The 24,555-nt window shown below is 70.2% G+C and carries 18 protein-coding genes; 8 read left to right on the top strand and 10 right to left on the bottom strand.

The features are described 5' to 3' along the window. Nucleotides 1-42 precede the first annotated feature (42 nt). Nucleotides 43-1,086 (top strand): LLM class flavin-dependent oxidoreductase, encoded by a 1,044-nt coding sequence (locus F8O03_RS07660; RefSeq protein WP_151423352.1) that lies wholly within the window; start codon nt 43-45, stop codon nt 1,084-1,086. A gap of 30 nt (nt 1,087-1,116) precedes the next feature. Here the strand turns inward: F8O03_RS07660 and F8O03_RS07665 are convergent, their stop codons facing one another. Beyond that, entirely contained in the window at nt 1,117-1,680 is a 564-nt protein-coding gene (locus F8O03_RS07665) for a dihydrofolate reductase family protein (protein WP_151423353.1), read from the bottom strand. A gap of 157 nt (nt 1,681-1,837) precedes the next feature. Between F8O03_RS07665 and F8O03_RS07670 the strand changes: the two genes are divergently transcribed. Continuing rightward, nucleotides 1,838-3,682, top strand: coding sequence for an HNH endonuclease signature motif containing protein (locus F8O03_RS07670; protein WP_151423354.1), 1,845 nt, complete (start codon nt 1,838-1,840; stop codon nt 3,680-3,682). A gap of 204 nt (nt 3,683-3,886) precedes the next feature. Here F8O03_RS07670 and F8O03_RS07675 read toward each other — a convergent pair whose 3' ends face one another. Continuing rightward, complete coding sequence (locus F8O03_RS07675; RefSeq protein ID WP_151423355.1) at nt 3,887-4,696, bottom strand: LysR substrate-binding domain-containing protein; 810 nt, start codon at nt 4,694-4,696, stop codon at nt 3,887-3,889. Between the two features lie 114 nt (nt 4,697-4,810). On the opposite strand from F8O03_RS07675, the gene F8O03_RS07680 reads away from it, so the two are divergent. Both F8O03_RS07680 and F8O03_RS07685 read left to right on the top strand, forming a co-directional pair. Beyond that, nucleotides 4,811-5,167, top strand: coding sequence for a DUF5997 family protein (locus F8O03_RS07680; protein ID WP_151423632.1), 357 nt, complete (start codon nt 4,811-4,813; stop codon nt 5,165-5,167). 7 nt (nt 5,168-5,174) lie between these two features. After that, entirely contained in the window at nt 5,175-5,753 is a 579-nt protein-coding gene (locus tag F8O03_RS07685) for an MOSC domain-containing protein (protein WP_208851822.1), read from the top strand. A 357-nt stretch (nt 5,754-6,110) separates the two neighbouring features. On the opposite strand, the gene F8O03_RS07690 is transcribed toward F8O03_RS07685, so the two are convergent. The 3 genes from F8O03_RS07690 to F8O03_RS07700 are packed head-to-tail and all read right to left on the bottom strand — an operon-like array spanning nt 6,111 to nt 9,260. Beyond that, complete coding sequence (locus F8O03_RS07690) at nt 6,111-7,547, bottom strand: dihydrolipoyl dehydrogenase family protein (RefSeq protein WP_151423357.1); 1,437 nt, start codon at nt 7,545-7,547, stop codon at nt 6,111-6,113. Then, nucleotides 7,537-8,178: an MBL fold metallo-hydrolase gene (locus tag F8O03_RS07695; protein ID WP_151423358.1), complete on the bottom strand. Its 642-nt coding sequence runs from the start codon at nt 8,176-8,178 to the stop codon at nt 7,537-7,539. The genes F8O03_RS07690 and F8O03_RS07695 overlap by 11 nt, the downstream gene beginning before the upstream one ends. Then, complete coding sequence (locus tag F8O03_RS07700; protein WP_151423359.1) at nt 8,175-9,260, bottom strand: S-(hydroxymethyl)mycothiol dehydrogenase; 1,086 nt, start codon at nt 9,258-9,260, stop codon at nt 8,175-8,177. Before F8O03_RS07700 ends, F8O03_RS07695 begins: the two co-directional genes overlap by 4 nt. Nucleotides 9,261-9,288: 28 nt before the next feature. Here F8O03_RS07700 and F8O03_RS07705 point away from each other — a divergent pair, with 28 nt between their 5' ends. After that, a complete protein-coding gene (locus F8O03_RS07705) occupies nt 9,289-10,230 on the top strand; it encodes a DUF4031 domain-containing protein (protein WP_151423360.1) in 942 nt (313 codons plus the stop codon). Nucleotides 10,231-10,290: 60 nt separating this feature from the next. Here F8O03_RS07705 and F8O03_RS07710 read toward each other — a convergent pair whose 3' ends face one another. After that, the gene (locus F8O03_RS07710) at nt 10,291-12,540 is read right to left on the bottom strand and encodes an ATP-binding cassette domain-containing protein (RefSeq protein WP_151423361.1); all 2,250 of its coding nucleotides are present in this window, start codon (nt 12,538-12,540) and stop codon (nt 10,291-10,293) included. A 114-nt stretch (nt 12,541-12,654) separates the two neighbouring features. On the opposite strand from F8O03_RS07710, the gene mgtE reads away from it, so the two are divergent. Continuing rightward, on the top strand, nt 12,655-14,007 hold the full coding sequence (gene mgtE, locus F8O03_RS07715; RefSeq protein WP_151423362.1) for a magnesium transporter: 1,353 nt from the start codon (nt 12,655-12,657) through the stop codon (nt 14,005-14,007). 303 nt (nt 14,008-14,310) lie between these two features. Next, nucleotides 14,311-16,800 carry a LuxR C-terminal-related transcriptional regulator gene (locus tag F8O03_RS07720; protein WP_151423363.1) on the top strand — a complete coding sequence of 830 codons (2,490 nt, stop codon included), beginning with the start codon at nt 14,311-14,313 and terminating at the stop codon, nt 16,798-16,800. Here F8O03_RS07720 and F8O03_RS07725 read toward each other — a convergent pair. From F8O03_RS07725 to F8O03_RS07735, 3 genes are read right to left on the bottom strand one after another with little or no spacing between them, the layout of a single operon-like run. Further along, nucleotides 16,797-17,795, bottom strand: a complete 999-nt coding sequence (locus F8O03_RS07725) for an NAD-dependent epimerase/dehydratase family protein (RefSeq protein ID WP_151423364.1) — start codon at nt 17,793-17,795, stop codon at nt 16,797-16,799. The genes F8O03_RS07720 and F8O03_RS07725 overlap by 4 nt on opposite strands. Beyond that, the gene (locus F8O03_RS07730; protein ID WP_341872790.1) at nt 17,792-20,443 is read right to left on the bottom strand and encodes an alpha/beta fold hydrolase; all 2,652 of its coding nucleotides are present in this window, start codon (nt 20,441-20,443) and stop codon (nt 17,792-17,794) included. The genes F8O03_RS07725 and F8O03_RS07730 overlap by 4 nt, the downstream gene beginning before the upstream one ends. After that, on the bottom strand, nt 20,440-21,462 hold the full coding sequence (locus F8O03_RS07735; RefSeq protein WP_151423366.1) for a 3-oxoacyl-ACP synthase III: 1,023 nt from the start codon (nt 21,460-21,462) through the stop codon (nt 20,440-20,442). Before F8O03_RS07735 ends, F8O03_RS07730 begins: the two co-directional genes overlap by 4 nt. 110 nt (nt 21,463-21,572) lie before the next feature. Here F8O03_RS07735 and F8O03_RS07740 point away from each other — a divergent pair, with 110 nt between their 5' ends. Continuing rightward, complete coding sequence (locus F8O03_RS07740) at nt 21,573-22,703, top strand: baeRF11 domain-containing protein (RefSeq protein ID WP_151423367.1); 1,131 nt, start codon at nt 21,573-21,575, stop codon at nt 22,701-22,703. Nucleotides 22,704-22,779: 76 nt separating this feature from the next. Here the strand turns inward: F8O03_RS07740 and F8O03_RS07745 are convergent, their stop codons facing one another. Beyond that, nucleotides 22,780-24,480 (bottom strand): cation:proton antiporter, encoded by a 1,701-nt coding sequence (locus tag F8O03_RS07745; protein WP_151423368.1) that lies wholly within the window; start codon nt 24,478-24,480, stop codon nt 22,780-22,782. Between the last annotated feature and the right edge of the window lie 75 nt (nt 24,481-24,555).

Here is a 24,555-nt window from a genome sequence, read left to right on the forward strand (position 1 = left end):
GGGGCCGGGAATGCCACGCAGGTCCCGAACGCTGTGCCCTGCATGCGCAAGAACATCGGCTTCCTCTCCTTCGGCCACTGGCACCCATCACCCCAGTCGGGAACACGGACCGGTGGTGACGCGCTCGTCCAGTCGATCGAGCTCGCCGTCGCCGCCGAGGAGCTCGGCATCGACGGCGCGTACTACCGGGTCCACCACTTCGCACGGCAGCTCGCCGCGCCGTTTCCGCTGCTCGCAGCCGTAGGGGCGCGCACGAGCCGAATCGAGATCGGCACGGGCGTCATCGACATGCGCTACGAGAACCCCCTCTACATGGCGGAGGAGGCCGCCGCGGCCGACCTCATCAGCGCCCACTCCGGTGGAGAAGGTCGACTGCAGCTCGGGCTGAGCCGAGGCTCACCGGAGCCTGCCCAGAATGGCGCGCACGCGTTCGGGTTCACCCCGCCGGAGGGGAAGACCGACGACGATCTGGCCCGCGCGAAGACGGAGCTGTTCCGCGCGGCTATCACGGGTGCCGGGCTGGTCGAGGGCAACCCGCAGATGACGGGCTCCAACGCCCTGCTGCCCATCCAGCCGCGCTCGGCGGGTCTCGACGACCGCATCTGGTGGGGTTCCGGGAGCCGCGCGAGCGCGCTCTGGGTCGCCGAGCAGGGCATGAACCTCATGAGCTCCACCTTGCTCACGGAAGACACCGGTGTGCCCTTCGACGAACTGCAGGCCGAGCAGATCCGGGGCTTCCGTGACGCGTGGGCCGCTGCAGGCCATGCCCGCGAGCCGCGAGTCTCCGTCAGTCGCAGCGTCATCCCCATCACGACCGACGAGGACGTCACCTATTTCGGGGGACGCGGCGGCAGCGAAGGCGACCAGGTCGGCGTGCTGGAGGGCATGCGCTCCCGGTTCGGGCGGACCTACCAGGGCGCTCCCGACCGTCTCGCCGAGGAGCTGGCGGCGGATGCGGCGGTCCAGTCCGCAGACACGCTCCTGCTCACGGTGCCGAACCAGCTGGGGGTCGCCTACAACACGCGCCTGCTGGCGACCATCGCCGAGCACATCGCGCCCGCGATCGGCTGGTCGCGGGAAGGGTGACCGCGAAGGTCGTCTCCGCGGTGTCGCCGCTCACCGGATGACGCGGTAGCGGAGGTGCACGACCCCGGACTCGAAGGTGCGCGTGTCGAGCAGCTCAAGCGCGGTGCGGCGGTTGTTCCGAGAGAAGAACGGCGTTCCGCCTCCCACGAGGACCGGGCAGATTCGAAGCAGGTACTCGTCGATCAGATCGAGGTCGGCAACCTGGTGTGCGAGTTCAGCGCCACCGATGGCGATCGTGCCATCACCTGGCTCGCTCATCAGCTGGGCGATCTCCTCGGCGAGCGTGCCGACAGCGATCCGAGTATTGCCCCGCACCTCGGTGATCGTGTTCGAGAAGACCACTTTCGGCAGGGCACGCCAGAGCTCCGCGAACTCCTCCTCGAGCTGCCCGTGGTCTCGCTCCTCATCGGTGGGCTCCCAGTAGACCATCGTCTCGTACAGCCGACGCCCCATCAGGTGAACGTCGACGCCGCGAACTTCGTCGGTCGCAAGCCGGAACACCTCCTCGCTGGGGTCGCCCCAGTCGAAGCTGCCGTCCTCGTCCTTGATGTAGCCGTCGAGCGTGAGGGCAAGCGAGTACGTCACCTTCCGCATGAGCGAACCTCCTTGTTCGAGGGTCTGAACCTACCACCCGCGAATGGTGCCGCTCGAAGTCGGTGTCGGGTGTGCGAGACACGCGCGGGACCTGCCCTTTTCTGCTTCTTTCGCCGTCAGTGTCTGCAATGTCGGTGGTCCGGTCCAAGATGCAGCTATGTACTCCTACGACGGTGAACCGCTGAAGGTCCTGGGGCTTGATCCTCACGACCCGTCTTCGGTCGTGGCGTGGCGGAAGTTCCTGCTGGACTGGGACGCGGACCTCGCAGTCATGGCGGCCATCGTGGCCTCGGACCAGGTGCGGGTACGCGCGAAGTTGGCGGAGATGGCGTCGGTTCTGGACGCCCTCGACGGCACCGCCGAACATGCCATGCACGTGCAGTCGGTCGCGGCGGAGGTCGCACTGATCGAGCAGATCGGGCAGTCGGCGGCTGAGGGCGCGTTGTCGGATGCTGGCATCGCGGTGCGAGAGTTTCCTGGTCTCGTCGATGCGCTCGGTGAGGGGAAGCTCAGCGAAGAGCAGCTGCGGGTGCTCACGGGGGCAGGGTTGTCGGTGTCTCATGTTGATTCGGACGAGCAGGCGGCGCGGCGGGGTGAGTTCGTGCGGGTGATGCTCGCCGAGCTGGGTTCGCGAGTGCTGCCGCCGAAGGCGCTGCGGATGGCCGCGGCTCGGGTCGCGGAGTCGCTGACGGAGGAGTCGGTGTCCGAGCGGTACGAGCGAGCGCGGAAGACCCGCTACGTGTCGGTGACGGCGACGGAGAACGGCATGTGCCTGTTGCGTGCGAGGCTCCCGCTGATCGAGGGCACGGCGATCGCGGACCGACTGCGGAAGCAGGGCAAGGCGCTCATCAAAGCGCGGCCGAAGCCCGCGAGCACGAAACTTGCCAGGAGCGCGACCAGCGCCGGTGCAGCCGGGAGGCGAGGCCCGTTCGGGGCAGGGGCAGATGCCGACGCCGATGCGCATGTCGATGTCGACGCCCGCGCCGACGCACATGTCGATGGCGGCGCCCGCGCCGATGCGCATGTCGATGTCGACGCCCGCGCCGATGCGCATGTCGATGGCGGTGCCCGCGCCGACGCGCGTGTCGATGCCGGCGCCCGCGTCGATGTCGCCGCCGCTGCCAATGCGCGTGTCGATGCCGGCGCCCGCGTCGATGTCGACGCCGCTGCCGACCCCGCCGTGGACGCTCCTGATGAGCGCACCATCGACGAAGTCAAGGCCGACCTGTTCGCGGACATGCTGCTCACGTCCGACCCGATGTCCTGCGCCGCTGCGGCAGGCATCCAGGCGAACGTCGCCTTCACGATCCCGATCCTCTCAGCCCTCACCGCGCCGGGGAGGAATGGCGCGGCCCGTGGTGCCAGCGCTGGTGCCAGTGCTGTTGCCGGTGCCGGCGTGAGCGGCCCTGGTGGGACGGGCGGCGTCGTTGCCGGCGCCAGCCGCGCGTCAGGCGCTACCCGCCTCACCCCGGCCCCAGCCCTGCTCGACGGCATGGTCCCGGTTCCGCTCGAAGAGGCGATGCGCCTCGCCGCGAATGCGCCGTCGTTCCTCCGGATCCTCACCGACCCGATCACGGGCACCGTCGAAGCCGTCGACAGCTATCGCCCTACGGCCGCGATGCGGAACTTCCTGGCCGCCCGCGACATCCACTGCCGCTGGCCCGGCTGCCGACAACCCGCCGCGAGATGCGACCTCGACCACACCCACGCCTGGGAACACGGCGGCACCACCACCCTGGAGAACCTCTGCGGGCTCTGCAAGCACCACCACGTCATGAAACACGCCACCGCCTGGAGCGTCGAAGAACTCGGGGGCGGCATCCTCGACTGGCGCACCCCAAGCGGCAAGGCGTGCACAGACAGACCCGAGCACCACGACGTCTACTTCACACCCAACGACGACTACCTCACGCCGGGGGAGCCATCACCAGCAAACCGCGGGACGAGTCCGCCCGCCGCCGAGCCCCCGGAAACGAGAACCGCAGATGAACCTCCGTTCTGACCGAGGCCCAGGGTTCGAGGCCCGACGGCGCGGACAGGCGCTACCGACGAGCGACACCCTTCGGTTGGCCTGGCGACACCCATTGGCCAGGCCGCACGACACGCGCGGTGTGCCCCTGATGGGGCGGCTGGCGCGCACCGAACCGACGGATGCGGACGAGCAACGTCCGAGACGCATACAGAACCTTTGCCGGGCTGACCGGGCTTACCGGCGTTTGCGCTTCCCGCCCGAGCCGCCAGCCTTGGCCCGCTTCGCAGCCAGCTGGGCGCCACGGCTCGTGCCGGACGACGTGCCGATCCGCTTCGCCGTCGCCCGCTTCTTCTGCTGCTCCTTCACGCGGCGCTCCGCCTCGGCCAGCGCCTGCTGCTCCTCCCGCTGCAACGCCGCCGACTTCGCGCCCGTGCGGCCTCGCGAGCTCCCGGCCGTCCGTCCCCGGACGATGCCCACGAACTCCTCCGTATCGAGGCGATCATCCTCAGCCGCCCAGATGATCGACACCGGAACCCGGGGAAGATCGCTGATCACCCGATACGTGACGTCTTTGCGTGCGTGCTGCCGAGCGACGGACTGTGGGACGACGGCAACTCCAGCGCCTCCAGCCACCAGCTCCATCGCATCCGCGGCGTCGGTGGTCATGGCCGACGCACCCGAGTCGAGGCCGAGCCGCTCAGCAGCCTCCGCCCAATCGGGCGTCCAAGCGGCCAGCACCAGCTGCCAGTCGTCGAGCTCCTCGAGCCGCAGCGGCTCGTCGACATCGAGGTCCGACTCCACGGCGACCACGGCCACCACATCCTCGGCGAACAGATCGATGGCGTTCACCCCATCACGGTCGAAGGGGTGGCGCACGAACGCGACCTGCGCAACATCGTCGAGGATGAGCTGGCGAGCCTCGGCCGCGTGCACGGTCGTGAACTCCAGCGGCGTCTCCGCTCGTCGCTCCTCCCACACACGAGACCACTTCCGTGGATTGATGCCGGGGGCCAGAGCGACCGTGAGGTGCGTCGGAGTCTCCATGCCCGCAAGGCTACTGGGTACGATGCACAGATGAGCGAATCAGAGGGCACCTCGACCGACAACCAGCCGACGGACGAGAACGACACCGCAGCAGACCGCGGGCCGGAACAGAAGATGAAGCCGGCCACGGCGGCCAAGAAGCTCGGCATCTACCTGCCGGCCGCACCCGAGGCATTCCAGCAGACGCCGCTCACCCGCAGCGCGTTCCTCGAGCTCCAGGAGACGCCACCGGAATGGCTCCAAGAGCTGCGCCGCACCGGCCCCCACCCGCGCGACGTCGTCGCGCGCAAACTCGGCATCACCAACTCGGGCCTCGCCAGGGGCGGCGTCACCGAAGCGCTCACGACCGCCGAGATCCAGGCGCTCCTCGAAGCAGCACCCTCGTGGCTCTCCCATGAGCGCGGCGTCCAAGCGAAGGTCCGCGCCGAGAACGCCCGCGTCGCCGAACTGCACGCCAAACGCGGCAACTGAGCCGACCTTGGTCAGCCTGCTCGCCATCTGCGCCGTCGCGCAGCTCCGCAAAGATCCAGGCGCCATCGGCGTCACCGCCATCGACAAGCGACCCCTCGATGGGACGGTCAAGGTTGGCCGCTACGGGGTGTACGGCGACGTGCAAGCGGACCGCAAGCACCACGGTGGACTCGACCAGGCCATCTACGCCTACTCGCAGACGGACGCCGACTATTGGGCAGCGGAACTCGGGAGGGAACTCGCCCCGGGCTTCTTCGGCGAGAACCTCCGCATCGACGGCATCGACGTCAACGAGCTCTGCATCGGTGACACGCTCCGCATCGGCGACCCGACGTCGGCGAGTTCGTCCCGCACCGTCGAGCTCGTCGTCACCGCCCCACGGGTTCCGTGCCAGACCTTCGCCCGTTGGGTCGGCGGCGAGGACGAACGCGGCTGGGTCAAGCGATTCGGCTCGACCGGCCGCGTCGGCGCATACCTGCGCGTCGCGAAGACGGGCAGGGTCGCCGCCGGCGACGCCGTCGACGTCCTCCCGGGCCCCGTCAGCGCGCCCACCGTGCGAGAGGTCTTCGCCGGCGCCCACGGCTGATCCCGGCCCGGCGTCACGAACGCGACGGGCAGCACCCAGGGCAGGCGCCCGCGGCACGCGTCCGGGGGTAGGCGCCTGTCCCGTGGCAGGGCGTCCGGGGGCAGGCGCCCGAGGCAGGCACCCACGGGTAGTCGTCCGAGGGCGGGCGCCCGATGCAGGCACCGTGGCAGGCGTCCGAGGGCAGGCACCCGAGGGCAGGAGTCCGAGGGCAGGCACCCGAGGGCAGGCACCCGAGGGCAGGCACCCGAGGGCAGGCACCCGAGGGCAGGCACCCGGGGGAGGCGTCCGAGGGCAGGCGCCCGATGCAGGCGAGCAAGCATCGAGAACCTGCCCCGTGATGCCCCGTGTGCCGTCGGGCTATTCGGGCCGCCCGTAGGCTTCGAGCAGACGCAGCCACAGTTCGCTCATCGTCGGGAACGATGGCACTGCGTGCCAGAGCCTCGACAGCGGCACCTCACCAACGACTGCGATCGTCGCCGAGTGCAGCAGCTCGCCCACATCGGGGCCCACCATGGTGAACCCGACGATGACGCCGCGCTCCTCGTCGACGACCATCCGCGCCGTGCCCTCGTACCCCTCGGCGTGCAGCGACGCCCCGGAGACCTTGCCGATCGGGACGTCAACCGACCGCACACGGAGGCCCTGCTTCTCCGCTGCCGCGCTCGTGAGACCGACGGCAGCGACCTCGGGATCCGAGTAGACCAGCTGCGGCACCGCGACATGGTCGGCCGTGGCCGCGTGGGTTCCCCACGGGCCGTCGTCCAGAGCACGTCCCGCGGCCCGAGCCGCGATCGCGTCGCCTGCAGCCCGAGCCTGATACTTGCCTTGGTGGGTGAGAAGCGCGCGATGGTTCACGTCGCCCGCCGCGTACAGCCAGTCGCTGCCGCGCACCAGCATCGTGTCGTCCACGTCGATCCACGAACCGGGTTCGAGCCCGGCCACCTCGAGGCCCACATCATCGGTCCGAGGGACGCGCCCCGTCGCGACGAGCAGCTCAGCGCTCTCGACCACGCGGCCGTCGTCGAGACTCACCGCGACGCGGCCAGCTGCGTCACGGTTCACGCTCGACGGTGAAGTGCCCAGGATGACCTCCGCGCCGCGAGAGCGCAGGGCGTCAGCCACCGCCTTCCCGGCGAACTCCTCGAACCCGCCGAGCACGCGGCTCCTGACGAGCAGGGTCACCTTGGCGCCGAGGTCCGTGTACGCGGTCGCGATCTCGACCGCCACGACGCCTCCGCCGATGATCGTGATCGACTCGGGGATGCTCTTGACGGCAGTCGCCTCTCGGCTCGTCCAGGGGGACGCGTCGGCGAGGCCGGGGATATCGGGCAGGAGCGCCGCCGAACCGGTCGCGACGACCACGGCGACCCTCGCCGCGTACGTGGTGTCGCCGACGGTCACCTCCCGTTCCCCCGTCAGGCGCGCGTGCCCGCGAACCAGGTCGATGCCAGCGCCAGACAGCCACTTCACCTGACCCTCGTCGCTCCAATCGGAGACGTAGGAGTCGCGCCGCGCGAGAACGGCCGAGACGTCGAGGTCGCCGGTCGCGGCTTCCCGAGCCCCGGGGACCGCGCGCGCCGCGCGGAGCGCTGAACCGCTGCGGAGGAGGGCCTTCGAGGGGATGCATGCCCAATACGAGCACTCGCCCCCGACGAGCTCCTTCTCGACGACGAGGGCCTTCAGGCCCCCACGCACCGCACGGTCCGCCACGTTCTCGCCGACTGGGCCCGCGCCGATCACGATCACGTCGTAGGCGGTTGCGTCGGCTGCCCCGCTCTGTGTGTCAGTGTCCACGAGCGATCCATTCCTCGAGGTGCGGAGCTTCCGCGCCGATCGACGTCGCGTCACCGTGTCCCGTGAGCACCGTCGTCTCGGGCGGCAGGGTCAGCAGGCGATCCGAGATCGAGGCGATGATCGTGCCGAAGTCGCTGTAGCTGCGTCCCGTGGCTCCCGGGCCGCCGCTGAAGAGCGTGTCGCCGCTGAACAGCGTCCCGAGCGCCGGCGCGTAGAAGCACACCGACCCTGGGGAGTGGCCTGGGGTGTGCAGCACCTGCAGGTCGACCTCGTCGATCAGGATGCGGTCGTCATCAGTGAGCTCGATGTCGGGTGCTGCGTCGGGGTAGACGGCGTCCCAGAGCATCCGGTCGCCACCGTGCAGTGCGATGGGAGCGTCGACGAGCGTCGCGAACTCCTGCGCCGCCGCGATGTGGTCGTCGTGCCCGTGCGTCAGCAGGACCCGGCGAACTCGCCGGTCTCCCACCGCGTCCCGGACCGCCTGCGCGTCGTGGGCAGGGTCGATCACCACCACGTCATCGTCGTCACCGACGAGGTAGACGTTGTTGTCGACGTCCCAGGTGCCACCGTCGAGTGAGAACGTGCCGCTCGTGACGATGCGATCGATGCGGACCTTCCCGTGGCCGCTCACAGCTCCACCACCGATCGGAGGACGGTGCCGTCCTTCATCCGCTCGAACGACGCCTCGATGTCCTCGATGCCGATGCGCTCCGACACGAACGCGTCGAGGTCGAGCCTGCCGAGGCGGTACTGCTCGACGAGCATCGGGAAGTCGCGGCTCGGGAGGCAGTCGCCGTACCAGGAGGACTTCAGGGATCCGCCCCGTCCGAACACGTCGAGCAGCGGGAGCTCGAGGGTCATCTCGGGCGTCGGCACCCCCACCAGGACAACCCGGCCCGCGAGGTCGCGCGCGTAGAACGCCTGCTTGTACGTCTCTGGCCGTCCGACAGCCTCGATGACGACGTCGGCGCCGAAGCCGCCCGTGAGGGCGCGGACGCCCTCGACGACGTCCTCTTCGCGGGAATTGATGGTGTGGGTTGCGCCGAAGTGCGCCGCACGTTCGAGCTTCGCGGCGTCGATGTCGACGGCGATGATCGTGGTGGCACCGGCGAGGGCGGCACCGGCGATGGCCGCCATGCCGACGCCACCGCAGCCGATGACCGCGACCGACTCGCCGCGCTTCACCTCGCCAGTGTTGATCGCGGCTCCGATGCCCGCCATGACGCCGCAGCCGAGCAGGCCGACCGCAGCGGCGTCCGACTCCTCGTCGACCTTCGTGCACTGCCCGGCGGCGACGAGCGTCTTCTCGATGAAGGCGCCGATGCCGAGCGCGGGGGAGAGCTCGGTGCCGTCCTCGAGCGTCATCTTCTGCGTCGCGTTGTGCGTGTTGAAGCAGTACTGCGGCTGCCCCTTCGCGCAGGCGCGGCACTCGCCGCACACGGCGCGCCAGTTCAGGATGACCCGGTCGCCGACCTCGATCTCGGTCACGCCCTCGCCGATCGCCGAGACACGGCCGGTGGCCTCGTGGCCGAGCAGGAACGGGAAGTCGTCACTGATCCCACCCTGCTGATAGTGGAGATCGGTGTGGCAGACACCGCTCGTGATGATGTCGACCACAGCTTCGCCTGGCCCCGGATCGGGGACCAGCACCGTCTCAATCGACACCGGTTCATTCTTGCCACGGACAACTGCACCTTTGACACGGGAGACCATGTGGCAAGGGTAGTCGTAGTCTCTCTGGATGGTCATCCTGATCGATCCGCCTGTCTGGCCCGCGCACGGCACGACCTTCTCGCATCTCGTCTCCGACTCCTCGGTGGATGAGCTGCACGCGTTCGCGGCGAAGGCCGGCATCAGGGGCAGGGCCTTCGACCTCGACCACTACGACGTTCCCGCTGAGCAGTACGGCGCCCTCGTCGCGATGGGAGCCGAACCGGTCGGAGGGTCCGAGCTCGTGCGGCGCCTCGTCGCAGGGGGCGTGCGCGTACCGGCGAGGGACCGGCCGAAGCGAGCCCGCCTCATCCTCGTGCGCCGCTGGGGCGAGCTCGAGCGAGAGATAGCCCGCGACAGGCGGGCGGCGGCGGATGCGCTCCGTGACGACCTGCTTGACGCCTGGTCGGGCACCTCCCGCAACTACCACGACGTCACGCACCTGCTGTCGGTGCTCGACGCCGTCGACACGCTGCGCCGCAGAGCCACCGAGATGGGGTCCCCGCTGAGCGGGCGCGAGTTGCTCACGGCCCGCCTCGCCGCCTGGTTCCACGACGCCGTCTACGAGGGGGCGGCGGGTGACGACGAACGCGCCAGCGCAGCCCTGGCGGTGGAGCGGCTCGGCGCCCTCGGTCTCGAGCCCGAGCTCGTGGAGAACGTCGAGCGCCTCGTGCTGGCCACGATCGACCACCGGGTCCAGCCCGGGGATGCCGCGGGGCAGATCCTCATGGATGCGGACCTCGCCGTCCTCGCGCGTCCTGAGGACGGCTACGCCCGCTACGTCGCCCTTGTCCGCCGCGACTACGCGCATGTGCCAGACGCGCAGTGGCGCATCGGCCGAGCGTCTGTGCTCCGCGCGCTCCTCGGATCAGCTCGCCTCTTCGTCTCGCCCGCGGCCCCCGAGGACTGGGAGCCGCGAGCACGACGCAACCTCGAGCGCGAGCTGAAGGGTCTCGAGGCGAGCACGAGCTGACCAGTCTCGCTGGATGACGTTCCGCAGGGTGCCGCCGCGCGATCGTCTGCCTCGGCGACGCTACGCGCCGACGTAGCGGGCCAGATGCTGCCCGGTGAGGGTCGAGGAATCGTCGACGAGCTGCGCGGGGGTTCCCTCGAAGACGACGGAGCCCCCGTCGTGCCCGGCCCCGGGCCCGATGTCGATGATCCAGTCGGCGTGCGCCATGACGGCCTGGTGGTGCTCGATGACGATGACCGACTTCCCCGACTCGACGAGCCGGTCGAGCAGCGAGAGCAGCTGCCGCACATCGGCGAGGTGCAGACCGGTCGTCGGCTCGTCGAGCACGTAGACGCCGCCCTTCTCGGCCATGTGGATCGCGAGCTTGAGCCGCTGGCGCTCGCCTCCCGAGAGCGTCGTCAGCGGCTGGCCGAGGCCGAGATAGCCCAGGCCGACGTCGACGAGCCGCGCCAGCACCTTGTTGGCCGGCCCCGTCGAGAAGAACTCGTGCGCCTCGTCGATCGACATCGAGAGCACCTCGCTGATGTTCTTCCCGTCGAGCGTGTACTGCAGCACCTCGGCCTGGAAGCGCTTCCCTTCGCACTCCTCGCACACGGTCGACACGGCCGCCATCATCGCGAGGTCCGTGAAGATCACCCCGAGGCCGTTGCACTTCGGGCAGGCCCCTGAGGAGTTCGCGCTGAACAGGCCGGGCTTCACGCCGTTGGCCTTCGCGAAGGCCGTGCGGATCGCGTCCAGCACGCCCGTGTACGTGGCGGGCGTGCTGCGGCGAGACCCACGGATCGACGTCTGGTCGACGACCACGACGTTCGCGGACTTCGGGATCGACCCGTGGATGAGGGAGCTCTTGCCGGAACCAGCGACGCCGGTCACGACCGTCAGCACCCCGAGGGGGATGTCGACGTCCACGTCCTTGAGGTTGTGGCGCGTCGCGCCGCGGATCTCGAGGCTCGACGTCGAGGTGCGAGTCGTGTCCTTCAGCGGGACGCGGTCGTCGAGGTGCTTGCCCGTGAGCGTGCCGGACGCGCGCAGTCCCTCGACCGTGCCCTCGAACATCAGCTCGCCGCCGCCAGAGCCGGCACGCGGGCCGAGGTCCACGACGTGGTCGGCGATCGCGATCGTCTCCGGCTTGTGCTCGACGACCAGCACCGTGTTGCCCTTGTCGCGCAGGCGCAGCAGCAGCTCGTTCATGCGCTGGATGTCGTGGGGGTGCAGCCCGACCGTCGGCTCGTCGAAGACGTAGGTGATGTCGGTGAGGCTGGAGCCGAGGTGACGCACCATCTTCACGCGCTGCGCCTCGCCTCCGGAGAGGCTCCCGGACTCGCGGTCGAGGCTGAGGTAGCCGAGTCCGATGTTCACGAGCGAGTCGAGGGTCTCCTGCAGCGTCGCGATGGCGGGCGCTACCTGCGGGTCCTGCACCCCCGCCATGAAGACGGCCAGGTCGCTGATCTGCATCGACGAGCAGTCCGCGATGTTCTTGCCGTCGATGCGGCAGGCGAGGGCCGCCTGGTTCAGGCGGGTCCCCTCGCAGTCGGGGCAGGCCGTGAACGTGACGGCCCGATCCATGAACGCGCGGATCGCCGGCTGGGCCGCCTCGGGGTCCTTCGACAGGATCGACTTCTGGATGCGCGGGACGAGCCCCTCGTACGTCATGTTCATGTTCAGGGCTGGCACGTGGACCTTCGTCGCCTCCTTGTACAGGAAGTCCTGAAGCTCCTGGTCCGAGTACTCGGCGACCTTCTTGTCGCCGTCGAGGAACGGCGCCTCGGAGTAGCCGCGGACCATCCACCCGTCGACCTTGTAGCCGGGAATGGTGATGGCGCCCTCGTTGAGCGACTTCGAGCGGTCGACGACCTCGTCGAGATCCAGGTCGGTCACGCGGCCTATTCCCTCACAGCGCGGGCACATGCCCTCCGCGAGGTTGAAGCTGAAGTGACCGGCTGGCCCGGCTGAGGGCGTCCCGAGCCTCGAGAAGATGATGCGAAGCATGGTGTGCGCGTCGGTGGCCGTGCCCACCGTTGAACGCGCGTTCGACCCCATCCGCTCCTGGTCGACGACGATGGACGCGCTCAGCCCCTCCAGCACCTCGACGTCGGGCCGAGCCAGGCTCGGCATGAACGACTGCACGAAGGCCGTGTAGGTCTCGTTGATGAGTCGCTGAGATTCCGCGGCGATCGTGCCGAAGACGAGCGAGCTCTTTCCGGAGCCGGAGACGCCGGTGAAGACCGTCAGCTTGCGCTTCGGGATGTCGACGTCGACTCCCTTGAGGTTGTTCTCGCGAGCACCGCGAACGCGGATGGTTTCATACATGCAGTGATCGTAGCGAGCGGCACGCGGTTCGCGGCGGGCAGCCGGACCTCGGCATCGACCGGATGCGGCGCGCGGGCGGCGGGACCAGTGCCTGAGTGTGCTTGCATTTCCCACATGCCCCCGTTCCACTCTCTCGACGATCTTGTCGAACTCGTGACCACCGAACTCGCCCGGGGAGACCTCAGCGCTGTCGCGTCTGCGCTGGGGAGCGCGCCGATGCCCGAGGTCGCCGTGCTGCTCGAACGCCTGCCTGCAGGAGACGCCGGGGTCGCGTTCCGGCTCCTGCCGAAGGACGAGGCCATGACCGTCTTCGAGCGCATGGACGCACCCGCGCAGCGCGAGGTCGTCGCGCAGCTCTCCGACGCCGACGTCGCGAGGGTCTTCTCGGAACTCGACCCAGACGACCGGGTCGCCCTCATGGACGAGCTCCCGGCGAAGATCGCGAAGCGGCTCATCCAGGACCTGCCGGCGGATGAGCGCGGCGGGACGGCCATCATCCTGGGCTACCCGGTCGGCTCCGTCGGCAGGCGCATGACCCCCGACTACGTCCACGTCTACCCGCACGAGCGCGTCGGCGTCGCCCTCGAGCGCATCCGGCAGCGGGGCGGCGACGCGGAGACCATCTACACGATCCCCGTCATCGACGACGAGCGGCACCTGCTCGGTGTCGTGAGCCTCCGGGAGCTCTTCTTCGCCGACCCGGACGACGCGGTCGAGACCCACATGGCCACGGCCTTGTACGCGCACGCCGACGACGACGCCGAGGTGACGGCCCGCACCCTCGTCGACCGGGGCGTGCTGGCGATGCCGATCGTCGACCGCGAGAGCAGACTCATCGGGCTGCTCACGAGCGACGACGCGCACCGGATGGTCGAGGCCGCTCGCGACGAGGACGAGGCCCACGCAGGCGCAGCCGAACCGCTGCGGCGCCCGTACCTGACGACACCGGTCTTCGCCGTCGTCCGCTCCCGCATCGTCTGGCTGTTCGTGCTCGCCGTCTCCGCGATTCTGACGGTGAGCGTGCTCGAGCTCTTCGAGGCGACCCTCGAGCAGCAGGTGGCGCTCGCGCTGTTCATCCCACTCCTGACCGGCATCGGCGGCAACACCGGTTCGCAGGCGGCGACCACGGTCACGAGGGCCCTGGCCATGGGGGAGGTGCGCCCCAGGAACGCCTGGCCGGTCGCGCTCAAGGAGCTGCGGACCGGCATCGTGCTCGGCGTGACGCTCGGGGCCGTCGCGTTCGCTATCGCGACCACGTTCTACGGCATCGGCATCGGCACGGTCATCGGTCTCACGCTGCTGTCGGTCTGCACGATCTCGGCGACCGTCGGCGGCGTCATGCCGCTCGTGGCGAAGTCCATCCGGGTCGACCCCGCCGTGTTCTCGACGCCGTTCATCTCCACGTTCTGCGACGCGACGGGGCTCATCGTCTACTTCTCGATCGCGAAGTCGGTCCTGGGCATCTGAGGCGAGACACGCCCGAGCGAACGCGGTCCAAGAATTCGCTCCGTGCGCCGGTCACCCGGTGAATTCATGGTCGTTCGCGCGCTTTGGCGTCACAAATAGGAGAAATGGGCCAACAAAACCCGGGCCGTAGCTCCGAATCGGGTGCAGCGACCCGAGACGCGGCGTGAACGTATACAACGCGCGTGTCCCCAAAACCGTATCGTGGGGGCGAGGCGTGGTAGCGGAGGACGATTTCCGCGATCGTGCCGGACTCTGGGGGGAGTCCACGGCGCCTGGCGCCGAGAATCAGCAGGAGAGAAGCGAATGTCCAGCACCACGCTCAACGGCGATCACCGCGGGGGAGAGCCGTGGCAGATCGCGGAACGCGACCGGCTCTCCGGCGTCGCGCTCGAGGGCCATGCCCTGACCTTCCTCGTCGGCATGCCGGGGAGCGGCCGCACCACGGTGCTCCGGCAGATGCAGGCGAAGCTCGAGACCGTCGGCGAGGCGCATGTCTGGTGCTCGTCACGCTCGGAGTTGCAACGTGTCCTGGACAGCCTCGCCGACGGGAAGCGCTCGGGGCGTCTCGCGGTGATCGTCGACGACGTCATCGTCGCGCAGGACGACCAGCTCTGGGACCGCATCAGGCGGCTCGTCATGCCAGCGGACGGCGATGAGGCCCCGGACCGGGGGAGCGCCCCGCGATTCCTCATCGCGTCGCTGTCGATGCCGGATTGGGCCTCCGTGCACGGAGCCTCCGGCGTGGTCCTCAGGCCCCGAGACCTCGCCTTCGACGCGTCGGAGCTGAACGCGGTCCTGGCAGCCAACGCGCCAGGCTCGCCTCGAGAACTTCGGATGCAGCTCCTCGACTCGTTCGCCGGGCATCCGCTCACGACTCGCGTCGCGCTGGAGCGATTCCGGGCCAACGCCCACGCCGAAGGCTGGTCCGTCGTCAGCGGCAGCTCGAGTGCCGCCCTGACGCTGCAGGAGCTGCGTCGATTCGACCCGGCCGAGCTCGACCGCGTCGACGCCGTGCGGATGATGCGCGCCACCAGCGTCCTGCGGCGCCTTTCTCGGGAAGATCTCCACCTGCTCGCGCCGGAGCTGACCGGCGACCACTGGTTCGACCAGCTCGCCTCGTCCCCGTACGGCGTCACGGAGATCAACCCGGTGTCCCTCGACGGCGAGTTCGTCTGGCACGCGGACACCTTCGCGCGCCTCAGCGCCGAGCGTTCACCCCACGAGGTCCGTGCGCTCGCCGCGCGGGCCGTGGCGGCCTTCCCCGGCGAGAGCAACGTCATGCAGAGGCTCTTCCTCTCCCTCCGGGCCCGCGCCTGGGGCGAAGTCGAGTCGATCGCGCAGCGCCACTTCAGGACCATCTACGAGTACGCCCCACGCGAGACCGTCGAGGAGATGCTCCAGGCCCCGGCCAGCGTGCTCCCGCGGCTCGTGAGCACGAACCTCCTCATCGCCCTCTTCCGCTGGCGCAGATTCGGCGCCACACGGAGCGTCCTCCACAGCCTGCGCGAGTCCAGCATCGCCACGACGCGCATCGCCGCCAGCGACCCGATCGGGTTGTTCTCGCAGGTCACGAGGCACTCCCTGGCCACCTCCTTCGGGGGAGACCGTGCCGCTGCCGAACGCTGCCTTCGCGACGCGAAGGCCCTCATCCGGGACGCGGACGGGAAGCTGCACGCCGCCCTCCACGCGTCGCCCATCGCCCGCGGTCGCTTCGCGGCCGACTGCCTCGTGCTGGTCTGGGCGGCAACCCTCCTCGAGGACATGCCGCTCGCACTCGAGCTGTCGAACATCGCCGCCGAGCACGGCCAGAGCTTCAACCGCACCGACACCGACGCGCTCCGGCACATCGAGATCATCGGGGTCATCGCCGGCGTGCGTCAGTCCGACGCAGCCAAGCTCACCGGTCGCTCCCTGCCGGGCTTCGCGGACTGCTTCGACCTGCTCGACAACGGCGAGGAAGCGAAGGCGCGCGACTTGGCGCGGCAGCTTCGCGACCTCCCCCGTTCCGTCCTCCCGCACGACACCGGGGCGAGCGTGCGCATCCTCCTCGAGGCCCTCGTGGGCGACGAGGACCCGATCGCCGAGGTCGATGAGCTCCTCGAGCTGAGCGCGGCGTCCTGGCGCGACGGGCTGCCATCCACGCTGCTCACCCTGTCGGCGACGACCTTCTACCTCACGCGCGGACAGAGCGTGCGCGCCCAGAAGGCGGCGGACTACTCCGGCGCGGAGGGCGACTGCTACGTGAGCGTCGCGCGCGCCCTCGTCGAGCTCGCGAACGGCCGACCCGGGGAGGCCCTCGCCCACGCCGAAGCCGCCCTCGCCGACGACAAGATCGCCCCGCGCTTCGCGTCCATCGCGCGCACGCTCGCGGCCCTCTGCGTGCTCCGGCTCGGCAACCTGGATGCGGCCGCCAACCGCATCGCAACGATGGCCACGCAGTGCCTCGACGATCGCAACGCCAGGTTCGCCCTGCGCTTCGCGACAACAAGCGACGCCGCGCTCATGACCTCCATCAGCGACAGGCTGCCGAAGCGCATCGCCGACCTGCTGGTGGTCTCCGCACTCGACTCGCGGCCCCTCTCCGACTCCACCGTCGGCGAGGAGCTCTCGAGCGCCGAGATCGAGGTCCTGCGCCTCGTCGGGAGGAACTGGACTAACGCGCAGATCGCCGCGCAGCGCTTCGTCTCCGTGCATACGGTCCGCGCGCAGCTCCGCAGCGTGTTCCGCAAGCTCGGCGCGAGTGACCGCCGCTCGGCCGTGGCGGCAGCTGAGCGGCGGGGGCTGCTCGACTAGCTTCCCTGCGCCTGCGCCGTGCTGCGCGTCGCAGCGGCGTGATCGGCGAGACGCTGCAATCCCTCTTCGAGGGAGACCGCGGGCGACCACTCGAGGTCGGCGCGGGTGCGGCGCTGGTCGAACCAGTGCGCGGTCGAGAGCTGCTCGGCGAGGAAGCGCGTCATGGGCGGCTCATCCTGACCCGGTCGGATGCGCCACACGCCTTCGATGATCGACCCCGCGGCACGAGCCACCCCGGCTGGGATGCGCAGTCGCGGCGGTGGCGCGCCGCCGGCCAGGCAGATGCCCTCCATGAGCTCGGCGACGGTGCGCGGCTCGCCGTTCGTGATCACGTAGCTGTTGCCGTGCGCGGCGGGCGCTCGACGGAGCGCCGCTGCGATCCCGGTTGCGGCGTTGTCGACGTAGCAGGAGTCGATGAGCGCGGCTCCGCGTCCGAGGATCGGGAGGGTCCCCTTCGTGGCGCGCTCGAGGATGCGCCCGATGAGCTGCGTGTCGCCCGGCCCCCAGACGAGGTGGGGACGAACCGCGACCACCGCGAACTCGGGGGCGTCCGCCGCGAGGGCGAGCAGCTCGGCCGTCGCCTTCGTACGGGCGTAGCTGCCGTGCGCGAGATCGGGCCTCGCCTCATCGGCGCTCGCGCCGTGGATGGCGGCGCCGAAGTGCGCCACCGACGGGGAGGACACCATGACGAAGCGTGTGGCGCCAGCGGCCCTCGCGTGTGCGAGCAGACGCTTCGTTCCCGTGACGTTGACGGCCTCGAACTCGTGTTCCGCGCCGCTCAGCGACACCTTGGCGGCGAGGTGCACAACGCCCTCGGCGCCAGCGACGGCTCGTTCGACGGCAGCCTCGTCGGTGACCGATCCGAGCGCATCCGTCACCCCGTCGATGCCGCTGGGACCGCGCTGCATCGTCGTGACCTCGTGGCCGCTGTCGCGCAGCTCGGTCGCGACGGCGCGCCCCAGCATTCCGCTCGCGCCCGTGACGAGAACCCTCACGGCGCCGAGACCCGTTCCCCGGAGAGCGCGCGCTCAGCCCAGGCGGCCAGCGCGCTCCGGTCGATCTTCGAGTTGTGCCTGATGTCGGTGGGGAGCTCAGGCACGATGAAGGCGGCCGCGATGGGATGCGTCGTGGACGCGCGCAGGGCGTCGGCGAGTTCCGCTTCGGCGACGCGCACCCGACGGGTCGGCTCCCGCGTCTCGAGCACCGCAACCGCCTGCGCCGTGCCGGCTGGGCCGACCCCGACGACGGCAGCGCGCCGAACCCATGGCAGCGTCTCGAGGTCCTGCTCGGTGCCGACGGGCGCGAGGGGTCCGTCCGCTGTCACGAACACGTGTGGGAGTCGGCCCTCCACCCAGAGGCGGCCTTCGTCGTCGAGGTGGCCGACGTCGCCCGTGCGATGCCAGCGCCCCTGTGGGGGCAGTTCGCGCGCTGCGGCGCGGTCCGTCATCGCGAGTCGGTCGTAGCGCTCTTTGAGGTGCGGGGCGCTGATGACGATCTCGCCGAGCACGCCGGGCTCGTCGGAGGGCTCGCCCCGCGCGGCTCCAGTGGAGTCGAGGGCGCTGATGCGCACCACGTTGCTGCCGATGGGCGTGCCCACGCAGACCCCGTCGTCGGGGGCGAGCGCCGCGGCCGAGATGCCGTCGCGGTCGATGTCGGTCACGAGCAGGCACTCGGTCATGCCGTAGGGCGTGTGCGCGTCGGCGTTCGGCATGAGCGTGCAGGCATCGTCGAGCAGCCTCGCGCCGATGGGCGCGCCCGTCGAGAGGAACGTCTGGACGCGCTCGAGCGCCGCACGCTGCGTCGCGTCGAGCGCGTCTCGGGTCGCGACGACGTTGAGGATCGCCGCTGGCGACAGGAACACGATGCGGGCGTCCGCCGCGATGACCGCGTCGGCAACAGCCGTCGCCGTCAGTGTGCGTGGCGAGGTGACGTCCATGTCCGGGGTCACTGATCGTGTTCCGAGGGCCGGGCCGAGCAGCGCGAACGGCGCGAACCCGGTGACCAGGCCTGATTCGGCGGTGACGCCGTAGGTGTCGCGAAGCGTGTCTCGCACGGCCTGCAGCTGGTGATGCGTGTACACGACGCCCTTGGCGGGTCCCGTGGAGCCGGAGGTGAAGAGCACCGCTGCGAGGTCGTCGGGGCCGGGGGCATCGGGAAGGGGCGCGCCGCGCCCGAGCTCGGCGACCTCGGCGAGCGAGTGGGCGACCCCGAGGGCCGCGCGACTGCTGGCGGGGATGCTCGTGGCACTGATGCGGAGGCCCGGCCAGCCGAGCACCTTCGCCGCGGTCAGCCCGGGGACCTGCCCGATGACGACGTCGGGCCACGCGCCACGGACGGCACGCGAGAGGCCTGTGACGCCGAGGCCCGCGTCCGCGACGACGACGACTGCGCCGATCCGCAGGCAGGCGTAGACGATGGCGGTGAGGGTCACGCCGGGCTGCACGAGCAGCGAGACGCGGTCTCCGCGGCGGACGCCGACGGCGCTCAGCCCCGCGGCGAGCTCGTCGACGCGGGCGGCGAGCTGACGCCAGGACACGGCGAGCGGTGCCCCGTCGGGACCGCGGCCCATCTCGAGCGCGGCGACGGACGGGTCGTCACGGTGCTCGTCGAGGGCCGCCCACATGGGTGCGGAGCTGTGGACGCTGACCGGGGCGGGGGAGTTCGCCGGCTGCTCGCGCCGGCGCGCACGACCGGCGGCGACGTCGTCGAGCCAGGTGAGGAGATGCGTCGCGTACGGGGCGTCCTCGGCGATGAGGTGGCCAGCGCCTTCGAAGCGGTGCACCTCGGCGTGGGGGAGCCGACGCATGAGGTCGCCGAGGTAGAGGTCGGTGAAGATCGGGTCGCGGGGGCCCCAGAGCAGCAGGGCGGGCACCTCGAGCTTCGCGACGCCCGATGAGACTCCGAGCAGCGCTTCGTGGCTCTCGGTGTCCTCGTCGACGGGGATGTCGGCGACGAACTGTTCGATGCCGAGACGCGACGCGCGGTCCGGGTACGGCGCGGAGTACGCGGCCTTCACCTCGGTCGGAAGAGGGGGATTCGCAAGGGCGAGCGTCGTCCGCAGGAACGCCGGGCTCGTCGACGTGGAAGCGCGCAGCACCGGACCGAAGCGTGCGAGCCGCAGTGCCGCCGGGATGGGCAGGTCGCTCGGCTGGTCGACGGCGGTGTTGAGGGAGGCGACGGCGGCGAGCAGCTCGGGGTGGCGGACCGCCCAGCCGAGGGCGACGACGCCGCCCCAGTCGTGGCCGAGCGAGACGACGCGGCCGTCCAGCGCGAGCTCGGCGGTGAGGGACCCGAGGTCGAGGATGCGCTGCTCGAGCGTGCGTCGCACGTCGGTTCGCTCGGAGAAGCCCATGTCGAGCTGGTCCACCGCGACGACGCGCCAGGCGGTGCCTCCGGACTCGGCGGCTGCGAGCGACTCGTTGGCGAGGGCGCGCCACAGGTAGGACCACGTCGGGTTGCCGTGCACAGCGAGGACCGTGCCGACCGTCTCGATGCCGAGCTGCGCCAGCGCCGGCCCGGTGTCGAGGACATGCCAGCCCCGCCGGGTGCCGGCGTCCGCGCCGACGCCCGGAGCATCGACGATGCGGCTGAACCGGTCTTGGAGCCCGGGCAGGCCGGAGGGTGGGCGTGTGGCCGACCTCACCACTTGAGTTCCATCATCGCCGTGTTCAGGCCTGAACCGACCCCCATGAGCAGCACTCGGTCGTCGCGCTTCAGCGTGCTCGACTGCAGGTCGAGCGTGATCGGGATGGAGGCGGGGCCGACGTTGCCGAGCGTCGGGTACGTCGTGGGCACTCGCTTCCTGTCGAGGCCGACGGCCTTGACGATCGCGTTCGTGTGCACGCGGGAGACCTGGTGGGTGATGTAGTGGTCCATCGACGACCAGTTCCAGTCGGCCTGGGCTTCCTTCCAGGCGGAGACGACGAGGTCGAGTCCCCCCTTGAGGAGCGCCTTCGCGTCGGTGAACATGCCCTGGACGCTGCCGACGCAGAGCTCGTGGAACTGGGTGGCCGCCCGGGTCACGCCGCCGAGGATCTGGTGGCCCTCCGGATGCTCGTCGGTGCGGCCGAGCACGGCCGCCGCCGCCCCCGAGCCGAGCGTGAGACTCGCGAACTCGCTCATGAAGTCCTCGCGGCCGATGTCGTCGCGCAGCAGGCGGTTGATGGTGTTGACCTGGATCTCGTCGGCGTCCTCGCCGTTGACGATGATGGCGTAGCGGATCTGTCCGGCCTCGATCATCTGGGCGGCGAGCGTCATGCCGTTCACGAAGCCCAGGCACGCGTTTGCGATGTCGAAGTTGACGGCCGAGCTCGGCATCCCCAGACCGTGGTGCATGCGGACGGCAACCGAGGGCTCGAGGTGCGTGCGGGTCACGGAGGTGTTGATGAGGAGGCCCACGTCGCTGGCGTCGACGCCAGCACGCCGCAGCGCCTCCTGGCCCGCGGCCACGGTCGCGTCGGTGAAGGACTCGCCGTCGGCCCAGTTTCGCCGTTCGGTGACCCCGGCGACGCGCTCGAGGAGGTTGCCGGGGAGTTTCAACCGCTTCAGGCCCGTGGCGAGCTGGCCTTCGATGTCCGAGGAGGCGGTGGCCTTCGACGGAAGGCGGCTCGCGACCGACAGCAGCGAGACGTTGTGGAAGCGAGTAGTCGCGTTACCTGTCATAGATGTGATTTGCGTCCTGAGCCGTACGAGGGGTGTGGAGGGGCGTAACCACGTCAGTCTAGGTGTTCGACGGTGACCGAACTCTCAGGCCGAATCAATAGCGTGCAGAGATGTTGCCAAGTGATATTCCCACCCATGAAGATCTGCTTGAACTGACCGAGTACCGGGGCGAGGGCAGCGTGAGCATCGCCATCCCGGCATCGAGTGCTCCGAGCGAGTCGGAGGCTCTTCGACTTGAGCTGCGCGCGGCGGTGAGCCAGGCGGCGAAGGAGCTCGAGGCGCTCGGCCTGGACCGGACGCGAATCGCGAAGACCCTCGATCCAGCGAAGCAGCTGGAGTCCGATCCTGAGTTCTGGCGGGCGCAATCCCGGTCGCTCGTCATCCTCGCCTCACCTGACCGCTTCCGCACCTTCCGCCTCGCGAATCGCCTCGGCCAGCATGTCGCCGTCGGCGACCGCTTCGATGTCGGCGCACTCCTGCGGGCCACCACCTTCCCGAACTGCGGGTTCGTGCTCGGGCTCTCCCGAGGCGAGGTGACGCTCTTCGAGGTGCTCGCCGACGCGAAGCCGCGCCAGCTGCCCATCGAGGGGCTCCCCGACGACCTCCCTCTGGTGCTCGAGCACACGACGACGGGCGGACGCTTCGACCGACAGCGAGCGCAGGGCACGACGGGCGACCGCATCGGCCACGAGCGGTTCGCGAGGATCGTGCAGGAGCAGGTCATCCCGATCCTCCGGGAATCGGGCGCACCGCTCATCCTCGCGGCGACGGGCGACTTCGACACCGCGTACCGGGCCGTGAACGAGTACCCGGGGCTCCTCGAGCAGCGCATCGGAGCGCATCCCGGGTCGTTGGCCGCCGGCGAGCTCGACGCGAAGGCCCGCGGCATCCTCGACGACCACTACCGCAGCGAGATCAACACGTGGCGCGAGGAGTTCGGGACGAAGCGCAGCAACGGGCACGCGACGACCTCGATCAACGAGGTGGCGAGGGCCGCGTCGCAGGGCGCCGTCGCTGAGCTCTACTTCGACATGGACTCCACGCTCGAGGGGGAGCTCGACGAGCACGGCGGGCTGACGCGCGCCGAGACCCCCGGTCCGCACACCTACGCGATCGTCGACGAGATCGCGGCGCGCGCCCTCAAGCACGGCGCGAAGGTCAGGGCAGTGCGCAGGGGCGACCTGGTCGACGGTGCGGAGGTGGCCGCGACGCTGCGCTACCCGCTGGACGCCACCGCGTAGGCCGGCGACAGGGCCCGACGGGGGTGGGGTGCGGACTCGGATCGAGTCGGCGCCCCACCCTTTCCCGTGCGTCCCCTCACGCGCCGCCGAACCGGAGCGCCTCGGCGTCGAGGCGGTTCTGGGCCTGCTCGATCGTCCGCGACGAGTAGGTGCCGGATGACCTGGCGTCGAGCAGCGCGAGCTGGGCGTTCTCGAGCAGGATGCGCGTGAGCTCTCGGCGCTGCAGGTGCGCGTCGTCGAGATCCTCGTCAAGCTCCGCGCGGTTGGCGAGGAGGCCGCCCATGCGAGACGCGAGCGCGCGCACCTGCTCGAGGACCTCCGGGTCGTACGCCTGTCCGTCCGCGCGCCGCAGCTCGGGGTTCGCGAGCGAATCCTGTGCGACCTCGAAGACCTCGTCAGCGAGGCTCGAGAGCTCCCGCGCGTCTGCCTGCGCGTCGGTGCCGGTCACGCCGAGCCGCTTGATGAGCCAGGGGAGCGAACCGCCCTGGACCACGAGCGTGACGATCGCGACGGTGAAGGCGATGAGGATGAGCTGCGGTCGGTACGGGAAATCCGAGGGCAGCGACTGCGCGGCAGCGAGCGTCACGACGCCCCGCATCCCCGACCAGGCGAGCACGGCTCCACCGCGCCAGCCCAGCCCCTCGTCCCGGTAGAACGCCATGTCCGCGCTCGCCCGCTTCGCCCGGTCGAGCAGGCGTGGCCGCACGTTGTCCTTGCCGGCGACGCGCTCAAGGAACCGGTCGAGGCGAGGAGCGACGAGCGTGGCCCTGCGCTGTTCGCTGCGGAGCATCAGCACCAGGGGAATGACGAACGCGACCCTGATGAGGACGAGGGCCGCGGTCGCGAGGAGCCCGATGCCGACCGCGTGCAGGAGGCCGATGCCGTCCTCGTCGCCGTCGACCGACTCGATGAGCGCCGAGAGCTCGAATCCCATGAGGAGGAAGACGCCGTTCTCCAGGAGCAGCTGCGCCGTGCGCCAGTTGGTGCGCTCGCTCATGCGGTCCTGTGGACTGAAGCGGCTGGCACTCGCGTGCCCTGTGACGAGACCGGCGACGACGACGGCGAGCACGCCGGAGCCACCGATCTCCTCGGTGGGCACGTAGGCCAGGAACGGCACCGTGAACGAGATCGCGGTCGTGAGCACGGGGCTGCCCAGCTTCGAGCGCACGAACACGGTGACTGCACCGACAACGGCGCCGAGCACAACGGCGAGCGCCACGGCGAGCACGAAGTCGCCGACCGCACCCCAGAACGAGAGGGCCCCGGCCGTCGCCGCGATGGCACTGCGCAGCATGACGAGGGCCGTCGCGTCATTCACGAGCCCCTCGCCCTCGAGCACCGTCACGAGACGGGGTGGCAGCCCGAGCCGCTTGCCGATGGCTGTCGCCGCCACGGCGTCCGGCGGGCTGATGACGGCGCCGAGCGCGACCGCTGCGGCGAAGTTCAGCTCCGGGAGCAGCGCGAAGAGGAGCAGCCCGCTGCCGAACGCGGAGATGATCACGAGCAGCACGGACAGGCCGGTGATGGAGCGCAGGTTGCGGCGAAAGTCGGTCAGCGGAACGTTCACGGCGGCCGAGTAGAGGATCGGCGGGAGCACGATCGTGAGGATGATCTCCGGCGGGAACTCGAAGTCGGGGACCCCGGGGAGATAGCCGACGCCGATGCCCACGAGGACCAGCAGGATGGGCGCGGCCACCCCGAGCCTCGGTGCGATCGCGGCGACCGCGACGATGATGAGGATCGCGGCGACGCCGAAGACTGCGAGTTCGAGCTCCATGGAACAGCAGACTAATCGGCTGGGGAAGCCCGGCCGCCCCGGGACGCGCGTCGAAATGTTGCACTCCATTTCGGT

This window comes from Pseudoclavibacter terrae, assembly GCF_008831075.1.
In the GTDB taxonomy this organism is placed as follows: domain Bacteria; phylum Actinomycetota; class Actinomycetes; order Actinomycetales; family Microbacteriaceae; genus Pseudoclavibacter; species Pseudoclavibacter terrae.